This window comes from Amycolatopsis sp. NPDC021455, assembly GCF_040640995.1.
GTDB lineage: Bacteria > Actinomycetota > Actinomycetes > Mycobacteriales > Pseudonocardiaceae > Amycolatopsis.
In genome coordinates, this window is the sequence record NZ_JBFACT010000049.1 from 63,187 (window position 1) to 71,735 (window position 8,549).

The window sequence follows — 8,549 nt, forward strand, 5'->3', positions numbered from 1 at the left end:
TCCGGCACCCGCACGGCCGCCGCGGCACGGGCGGCGCCACGGCGGGCATCCGGCCACGCCGCGCCCACCGTCCACAAGCGACTCGTCCGGTTCGGACCGTGCGCCGCTCAGGCGGTCGCGGCGGTACTCCGCGCGGCGACGGGCGGAACGTGCCAGCGGTGGAACCGGAACGCCTCGGCGAGCCGGTCGGCGTCTTCCGGGCGCACGGCCACCTCGGCCACCCCGACCGGCCGGCCCGTCGAGTGCTCGAGCCGGACGTCCTCGATGTTCACGCCCGCGAGCCCGGCCGCGTCGAACAACCGGGCCAGCTCCCCCGGCCGGTCCCGCAGCACCACTTGGACCGTGGCGTAGTCCCGCACCGGGCCGCCGTGCTTGCCGGGAATCCGGCCGTGCCCGGCCACGCCACGCCGCAGCAGATCCGTCACGGCGTCCAGGTCGCCGGACCGCAGCGCCGAAGCCGCCGCGGCGAGCTCGGCCGCGATCCGCTCCAGCACCCCGGCCACCGGCCCGGTGTTCCCGGAGAGAATCCTCCGCCACAGCAAGGGATCCCCGGCCGCGATGCGCGTCACGTCGCGCAGCCCCTGCCCGGCCAGGCCCAGCGCGACGTCGTCACCGCTCCGGAGGCCGGCGGCCACCGCCGACGCCACCACGTGCGGGGCGTGCGACACCAGTGCCACCGCCGAGTCGTGCTCGCCGGCGCCCACGACGACGACCTTCGCCCCGCACAAGGAAACCAGCTCCCGCACCTGCCGCAAGGCTTCCGCGTCCGTCTCGGGGCGGGGGCAAAGGGCCCACGGCCGGCCGAGGAACAAGTCGGCGCGGGCGGCCGCCGGGCCGGAGCGTTCCCGGCCGGCGAGCGGGTGCCCGGGCACGTAGGAGACCAGGTCGCAGCCGAGCCGTTCCGCGTCGGCGATCGGATCGGCCTTGACGCTGGCCACGTCGGTGTACGCCCGGGCGACGCCCCGCTTCTGCAGCTCGGCCAGCCGGTCCGCCACCAGGTGCGGCGGCACGGCGATCACCGCCAGGTCCACGCGCTCGCCCGCCCACTCCCGGCCCGCGCCGAGTTCCTGCGCCAGCCGGGCGGCCCGGGGATTGACGTCGGAGAGGGAGACCTCCACGCCTTTCCCCCGGAGGGCCAGCGCGACCGAGGTGCCGATCAGTCCGGTCCCGACGACAAGCGCTTTCTCGATGGTCACCGTTCCTTCTTAAGCGGCCCACCGGGCGAAGTCCAGCCGCGGCGCCTGGGCGGACGGCGACGCCGGTTCCGGTGCGGGCGGCCGCACCGGAACCCGTTTCGCCCGAAGGCTTTCCCCGCCGTGGTCACGCGATCATCCCGCGGCCAGGTCGGTCGCGCGGTTCTCCAGGTGATCGGCGAACTCGGCCCAGACCCGGGCGTGATCCCGGGCGAACCCGGCGATCACGCTGTACAGGTGCGGCGGAACGCCCCGCAGGATCCGTTCCCACTCCTGCCCGTCCATGGAGTGCATGGTGAGCATGCGCAGCAGGACCCGGCCGACCTCGTTCAGCCGCAGCGCCGGGTCGGTCTTGAGTCTTTCCAGCAGGGCGAGCCGATCCTGGTCCACGGCATGGCCGAAGTCGGGCTCCGACAGCCGCAGCGGGTGCGGTTTGGCCGGCAACCTCCTTGTCCCGTCCGGAGTCGGGCTCTCCCCGCGCTCCAGCCGGCCCCGCACGTCCCGCACCGTCTCCGGGGAGATGCCGACCTGCTTGGCCACCTGCCGCAGCGACAGGCCCGGATCGTTGCGGATGAGCTCGGCGGCGAGTCTTCGCCGCTCCGAACCGTCGGACGGCCGGACGCGCCCGTCGCGCCCGATCCTGGCTTCGGTCCCGTCTTCGCCCGCGCGTCTGCGCAGGTCGGCCACCGTGCCCGCGGAGATCCCGGTCGCCGACGCCACCCGCCGGTCCGACCACTGTGGATGCGTCCCGATGATCTGGACGGCCGCCCGCTTGCGATCGGCGAGGGAAAGCGGCAGGCCGTGCCGGACGTTCGCTTCGACCGCCAGGACGAAAGCGTCCGATTCCGTCCCGTCGACCAGTCTCGCCAGGATTTTCGTGTCACCTCGGACTCGCGCCACCTTCAACCGGTGCAGGCCGTCGAGTACCTGCATCGTCGGACGGTGAACGAGAATGGGCGGAAGCTTTCCCTCTGCCGACAACAGCGTCTCGACGTGTTCCGGATCCTCACCCGATGTTCGCGGTGAGCTCGCGGAAGACAGCCGGGACAACTCGATTTCGACGACGGGGAGAGCGAATATGTCAACTCTCGTCGGATCCACCTAGCCCCCATTTGGATCTTCTTCGTCAACTATTTCGGTACAGCAGAAAACCGCACCGTCCAACTGCTCGGCCTCGATGGTTGGACACACGATCGGCTTCCGCACCGGCCTGGCCGGGCGGATGTCCTCGACGCTGAGAACCCCCGGTGAATGCCGCCTTCGGACCCGTGTGCGGGCCGGCTCCGCGATCTCCCGGCGCCGGGCGGCAGCCCGCGCTCCGGCTGATCACCAGAGATCAAGGCATGCTTCCGGCACCGGGGTGATGATCACCGCGGAACGACCGGCCGGGAACCGGCGACCGTCAGCCCCGGCAGGGTGGACGGTCGGGTAACGCGAGGTCGCGGGACATGGTCGACGTCGAGTTCTCGGCACATGCCGGGCGCGGCTCAGTGGTTCGACCCGCACGAACCCCGATCGGTTCGTGGTCCCGGGCCACCGCCGCACCCCCCCTTGATCCCCAGTGAGTGCACACGACGTCAGCATGGCATGACCGATCGTTGTCGGCAATTGACGAACAATCGTGATGTCCAAGACACCTGGCGTCAGGCGGGAGTCGAGGTTCGAACTTTCACTAATGTTCTATTGACTCACTCACCGGCAATAAGTAGGATGCGCCGTGCCGCCCATATTCGGCGGGAATTCGGCTACCTGCACTGTTCGCGGATCTTGTTGGTCCGTTTGCCGGTCTTGAATGTCCGCGGGAAATGATTATAGTGTCCGCCCGCACGTTCCGCCCGGCAGGCCGGACCCCCGCGAAACAGCCGGTGACACCGTGGGGAAACAGCTCACCCGACCTGACGCTTGATCGCCTTGCCGGCGGGTGGTACAGACCGATTTCGGGCCTGGCCACGGCAATATCCCCCTTACGGAGCAACCGGGAGCGGCGTCCCGCCCGGCCGCCGGTGCCGCGGGCGATCGGTGGCGCCGGCCGGCCGGGCGAACCGGTCACCGGCGCATCCGCGGGTCGTGACTCGGGTCCGCGTACCGGGGCGGGCAGCCGTGCTCGATCGCTTCGGGACGCAATTCGTAGTGCCAGGGTTCGTTGCGGTAGATCCGGCACAACCCGTACTCGGCACCGTGCTCGGACAGCCACGACGCCGACGCGGGCGGCCCGATGTCGACCGCCTCGCCCGCCACGTGGGCCGACGTCTCCGGGGTGGCCACCCACCGGGCGGCTTCCGCTTCCGACCCGTACTTCGTCACCGCCTCACGAAGCAGCACGCTCTGGTACTCCGGAGACCGCCAGCCACTGTTGACCCGCAGCTCGATCCCCGCCGCCGCGGCCGCGGCCCCGGCCCGGCGCAGTGCGCTCAGGAGAGCCGGGTCGAGCCGGGCCACGGCCGGGACCGCGTCGTCGAAGACCGTCACCCCGGCGGGGACGGCACCGTGGGCCACGCCGAGGCCACCGCGGTCCCGGGGGCGGACCGGCCGGCGGCCGAGCGTTCCGGCGATCTTCGCGCCGACGGCCCGAAGGCCGGCGAGGAGGACCCCGTGAATCCGGCGGGCCGCCGGGACGACGGCACCGGGAATCCGGCGGGTCGTCTCGCGGGAGGGCATGCGTCCATTCAAGTCGGCGAGGTGTTGCCGGCACGTATGCGATTTTCGATATGCCGACGATACGTTTGCGGGCTCTCGTACCATCGGGGCATGCGTGTGCTGATCGTCGAGGACGAGCCTTATCTGGCCGAAGCCATTCGCGACGGACTGCGCCTGGAGGCGATCGCGGCGGACATCGCCGGCGACGGCGAAACCGCGCTGGAACTGCTGAGCGTCAACACCTACGACATCGCCGTTCTCGACCGGGACATTCCCGGGCCCAGCGGTGACGAGGTCGCCGAACGCATCGTCGCTTCCGGGAGCGGCCCGCCGATCCTCATGCTGACCGCCGCCGACCGGATCGACGACAAAATCACCGGATTCGAAATCGGCGCCGACGACTACCTCACGAAGCCGTTCGAACTGCGGGAACTCGTGCTGCGGCTCCGGGCGCTCGATCGCCGGCGCGCCCACAACAGGCCACCGGTGCTGGAGATCGCCGGCCTGCGGCTGAACCCGTTCCGCCGCGAGGTCTACCGCGACGGCCGCTACGTCGCGCTGACCAGGAAGCAGTTCGCCGTGCTCGAAGTCCTCGTCGCCGCCGACGGCGGGGTCGTCAGCGCCGAAGAGCTCCTGGAACGGGCGTGGGACAAGAACGCCGACCCGTTCACCAACGCCGTGCGCATCACGGTTTCGGCTCTGCGCAAGCGGCTCGGCGAACCCTGGATCATCACGACCGTGGCCGGCGTCGGGTACCGCATCGGCACGGCGCCCGGCACCGGGCGCTAGGGAAGGGCGGTGGACCGGGCGGCCGGGATGAGTGTCCGGCTCAAACTCACCCTCAGCTACGCCGGCTTCCTCGTGGTCGCCGGCGTCCTGCTGCTCGCTTCCGTCTGGCTGTTCCTGCTGCGCGACGTCCCCGACGTGCTGGCCACCCCTCCCGGCGGGGTGCTTAAGCGCTCCGTGCTCGTGCGCAATTTCCTCCCGGCGGCGGGGTCGGTGCTGTTCTTCCTGCTGCTTTTCGGCCTGCTGGGCGGCTGGATCCTCGCGGGCCGCATGCTCGCCCCGCTGACCCGCATCACGGACGCCACGCGCATGGCCGCGAACGGGTCGCTCTCCCACCGGATCCGGCTGGAAGGCCCCGAAGACGAGTTCCGCGAACTCGCCGACGCCTTCGACGCCATGCTCGCCCGCCTCGAAGCCCACGTCGCCGCGCAGCGGAGATTCGCCGCCAACGCCTCACACGAGCTGCGCACGCCGTTGGCGATCACGCAGGCACTCCTCGAAGTGGCCCGCAACGACCCCGCCGGTGACGCCGGCCGGGTCTTCGACCGCCTGCACACCGTGAACGCCCGCGCCATCGACCTGACCGAGGCGCTGCTCGTGCTCAGCCGCGCGGACCAGGGTGCCTTCACCCGGGTCCCCGTCGACCTGTCCCTGCTCGTGGAAGAGGCCATCGAAACGCTGCTGCCGATCGCCGAGGAACGCGGTGTCACCATCGAGGACTTCGGCGACATCACCCCGGCCGTGGGGTCGGCCGCGCTCCTGCTGCAGATGACGACCAACCTCGTGCACAACGCCATCGTGCACAACCTGCCGGAAAACGGGACCGTGTGGGTCGACACCGGCGTCCGCGCCGAAACCGTGGTGCTCACGGTCGAAAACTCCGGGGAAGTGCTGGCCCCGCGACTGGTCCCGACGCTCACCGAGCCGTTCCAGCGGGGCACCGAACGCCTGCGCACCGACCACGCGGGCGTCGGCCTCGGCCTGGCCATCGTCAAGAGCATCGCCGAAGTGCACGACGGATCCCTCACGATCACGCCGCGCCGCGCCGGCGGGCTCCGGATCACCGTCGAGCTGCCGGCTCCGGGCCCCGCCGGGCCGGCTCACCAGCGGCCGGACGGCTTCCGCTGAGAAACGCTGGAGTCGCGCAGCGGCGGCTGCCAGACCTGGCGTTCCGGGACTTCGCCCTCGTCACCGGGCTGGTCGAGCGGGTCGACGCCGTTCTGCCACCGCGCCCAGTGCGCCGCGCACATCCTCCGCCAGAGGGCCGGCTGGTCGCACTGGTACCGGCGGCAGACCCGCACCCGTTCCCGCTGATCGTTCACGTACTCGCTCCACTCGCCACGCCGTCGAAACGTTTCGCGTTCAACTACCATAGCGGTCACGGCGTTGTCGAGGCCCGGAACGCCACCGCGCACGGCCGTCCGTCGCCGCGCGGTTAACCCTCCGCTAACCGGGAAAGCCCCGTGGACCCGCCGGTCCCCGGCGGGCCCCACCCCGGACGACGGAGGAAATGACGTGTTCCGTCACACGAAGCTGCTGCAGTTCGAAGCCAAGCCCGAGAAGCCCGACCCCGTCTACGCCCGCAAGCTCCAGGAGCTCATCGGCGGTGCCTTCGGCGAAATGACCGTCACGATGCAGTACCTCTTCCAGGGCTGGAACTGCCGCATCGAAGGCAAGTACAAGGACCTCATCATGGACACCGCGACCGAAGAGATCGGGCACGTCGAGATGCTCGCCACCATGGTCGCGCGGCTGCTGGAAGGCGCTCCCTCGACCGTCACCGCCGAAGCCGTCAAGGACCCGGTGATGGCCGCCATGATCGGCGGGATGGACGTCCAGCAGGCCATCGTCGCCGGCGGCGGCGCCCTGCCCGCCGACAGCAACGGCACTCCCTGGAACGGCAAGTACATCGTCGCCTCCGGCAACCTGCTCGCCGACTTCCAGGCCAACGCCGCCGCCGAAGCCCAGGGCCGGCTGCAGACCGCCCGGCTCTACAACATGACCGACGACCCCGGCGTCAAGGCCATGCTCCAGTTCAACCTCGCCCGCGACACCGTCCACCAGAAGCAGTGGCTCGCCGCGATCGAAGAACTCAAGGCCGACGGCCTCGAAGGCGACATCGCCCCCAGCGCCCTGTTCGACGAAGAAAACCAGGACCACAACCACACCATCTGGCACCTCTCCGACGGCCCCGACGGCGCCAAGGGCACCAGCTGGACCACCGACGCCGGCATCGAATACCTCATGGACCCCGAACCCCTCGGCGGTCCCGGCACGGCCCCGAAGCCCGACCCGGCTCTGTACGGCACCTACGCGCCGCTGCAGGACGCCAAGGGCACGGCCAAGGGCAAGGCGAAGTCGGTCAAGAACAAGCTGACCTGACCCACCCGGTAATTCGGTGCGGGGCCGCCGTGCGCGACGGCCCCGCACCGGGGCCGTCCGGGTGAGGAGAGGCCGATCACGGGTTCGGCGGGTCCGCTGCGGGTATCCGGATCGAAGATCCCGTTGCTCCCGTGGAGGCCCAGTGCAGCCTTGGCCCGGTTCCCCCTACCCGCTCGGCGCCGACTACGACGGCGTCGGCACCAACTTCGCGGTTTTCTCCGAGGTCGCCGACCACGTCGACCTCTGCCTGTTCGCCCCGGACGGGACCGAGACCCGGACCCGGCTGCCGGAGGTCGACGGTTTCGTCCACCACGGCTACCTGACCGGCGTCGGTCCCGGCCAGGAGTACGGCTTCCGGGTGCACGGGCCGCACGACCCCGCCCGCGGGCTGCGCTGCAACCCCGCCAAGCTGCTGCTCGACCCGTACGCCAAGGCGGTGACCGGCCGGGTGGACTGGGACGAGTCGGTCTTCGGCTACCGCTTCGGCAGTCCGGGCGAGCGCAACGACGCGGACTCCGCGGCGCACACCGTCCGCGCGGTCGTCGTCAACCCGTACTTCGACTGGGCCAACGACCGGCCGCCGAACGTGCCGTACAACGAGACCGTCGTCTACGAAGCCCACGTGCGCGGGCTGACGAAGCTCCACCCCGGCATCCCGGAGGAGCTGCGCGGCACCTACTCCGGGCTGGCCCACCCGGTGATGATCGACTACCTGAAGACGCTCGGGGTCACGGCCGTCGAGCTGATGCCGGTCCACCAGTTCCTGCACGACCACGCCCTGACCGAGCGCGGCCTCGCCAACTACTGGGGCTACAACACCATCGCCTACTTCGCGCCGCACAACGAATACGCCGCCTCGATCCTGCCCGCGACGCCGGGCAGCGAGGTGCACGAGTTCAAGGCGATGGTGCGGACCCTGCACGACGCGGGGATCGAAGTGATCCTCGACGTCGTCTACAACCACACCGCCGAGGGCAACCACCTCGGGCCGACGCTGTCGCTGCGCGGCATCGACAACCGGGCCTACTACCGGCTGGTCGAAGACGACCCGCGGTACTACATGGACTACACCGGCACGGGCAACTCGCTGAACGTGCGGGACCCGCACACCCTGCAGCTCATCATGGACTCGCTGCGGTACTGGGTCACCGAGATGCACGTCGACGGCTTCCGCTTCGACCTCGCCGCGACGCTCGCCCGCGAGTTCTACGACGTCGACCGCCTGGCCACCTTCTTCGACCTCGTGCAGCAGGACCCGGTGGTGAGCCAGGTGAAGCTGATCGCCGAGCCGTGGGACGTCGGTCCCGGTGGCTACCAGGTCGGCAACTTCCCGCCGCTGTGGACGGAGTGGAACGGCCGCTACCGGGACACCGTCCGCGACTTCTGGCGCGGCGAACCCTCGACGCTGGGGGAGTTCGCCTCGCGCATCACCGGCTCGTCGGACCTGTACCAGAGTGACGGCCGCCGCCCGTTCGCGTCGATCAACTTCGTCACCGCGCACGACGGCTTCACGCTGCGGGACCTGGTGTCCTACAACGAAAAGCACAACGA

8 protein-coding genes are annotated in these 8,549 nt (G+C 70.4%); 4 read left to right on the forward strand and 4 right to left on the reverse strand.

Annotated features, from left to right (window positions below; translation table 11 throughout):
• Positions 1-107: 107 nt before the first annotated feature.
• From AB0G28_RS35890 to AB0G28_RS35900, 3 genes are all read right to left on the reverse strand, one after another.
• On the reverse strand, positions 108-1,196 hold the full coding sequence (locus tag AB0G28_RS35890; RefSeq protein WP_361099766.1) for a prephenate dehydrogenase: 1,089 nt from the start codon (positions 1,194-1,196) through the stop codon (positions 108-110).
• Between the two features lie 132 nt (positions 1,197-1,328).
• The gene (locus AB0G28_RS35895) at positions 1,329-2,126 is read right to left on the reverse strand and encodes a helix-turn-helix domain-containing protein (protein WP_361099769.1); all 798 of its coding nucleotides are present in this window, start codon (positions 2,124-2,126) and stop codon (positions 1,329-1,331) included.
• 1,113 nt (positions 2,127-3,239) lie between these two features.
• Positions 3,240-3,851, reverse strand: coding sequence for a M15 family metallopeptidase (locus tag AB0G28_RS35900; RefSeq protein WP_361099772.1), 612 nt, complete (start codon positions 3,849-3,851; stop codon positions 3,240-3,242).
• A 90-nt stretch (positions 3,852-3,941) separates the two neighbouring features.
• Here AB0G28_RS35900 and AB0G28_RS35905 point away from each other — a divergent pair, with 90 nt between their 5' ends.
• Positions 3,942-4,619 carry a response regulator transcription factor gene (locus tag AB0G28_RS35905; protein ID WP_361099775.1) on the forward strand — a complete coding sequence of 226 codons (678 nt, stop codon included), beginning with the start codon at positions 3,942-3,944 and terminating at the stop codon, positions 4,617-4,619.
• A gap of 27 nt (positions 4,620-4,646) precedes the next feature.
• Positions 4,647-5,744, forward strand: coding sequence for a HAMP domain-containing sensor histidine kinase (locus tag AB0G28_RS35910; protein ID WP_361099793.1), 1,098 nt, complete (start codon positions 4,647-4,649; stop codon positions 5,742-5,744).
• On the opposite strand, the gene AB0G28_RS35915 is transcribed toward AB0G28_RS35910, so the two are convergent.
• Positions 5,717-5,938, reverse strand: a complete 222-nt coding sequence (locus tag AB0G28_RS35915; RefSeq protein ID WP_361099778.1) for a hypothetical protein — start codon at positions 5,936-5,938, stop codon at positions 5,717-5,719. The genes AB0G28_RS35910 and AB0G28_RS35915 overlap by 28 nt on opposite strands.
• A gap of 193 nt (positions 5,939-6,131) precedes the next feature.
• Between AB0G28_RS35915 and AB0G28_RS35920 the strand changes: the two genes are divergently transcribed.
• Together AB0G28_RS35920 and glgX are read left to right on the forward strand one after the other, a co-directional pair.
• A complete protein-coding gene (locus tag AB0G28_RS35920; protein WP_361099781.1) occupies positions 6,132-6,998 on the forward strand; it encodes a manganese catalase family protein in 867 nt (288 codons plus the stop codon).
• A gap of 142 nt (positions 6,999-7,140) precedes the next feature.
• The coding region (glgX, locus tag AB0G28_RS35925) for a glycogen debranching protein GlgX (RefSeq protein WP_361099784.1) at positions 7,141-8,549 on the forward strand (1,409 nt) is incomplete at its 3' end.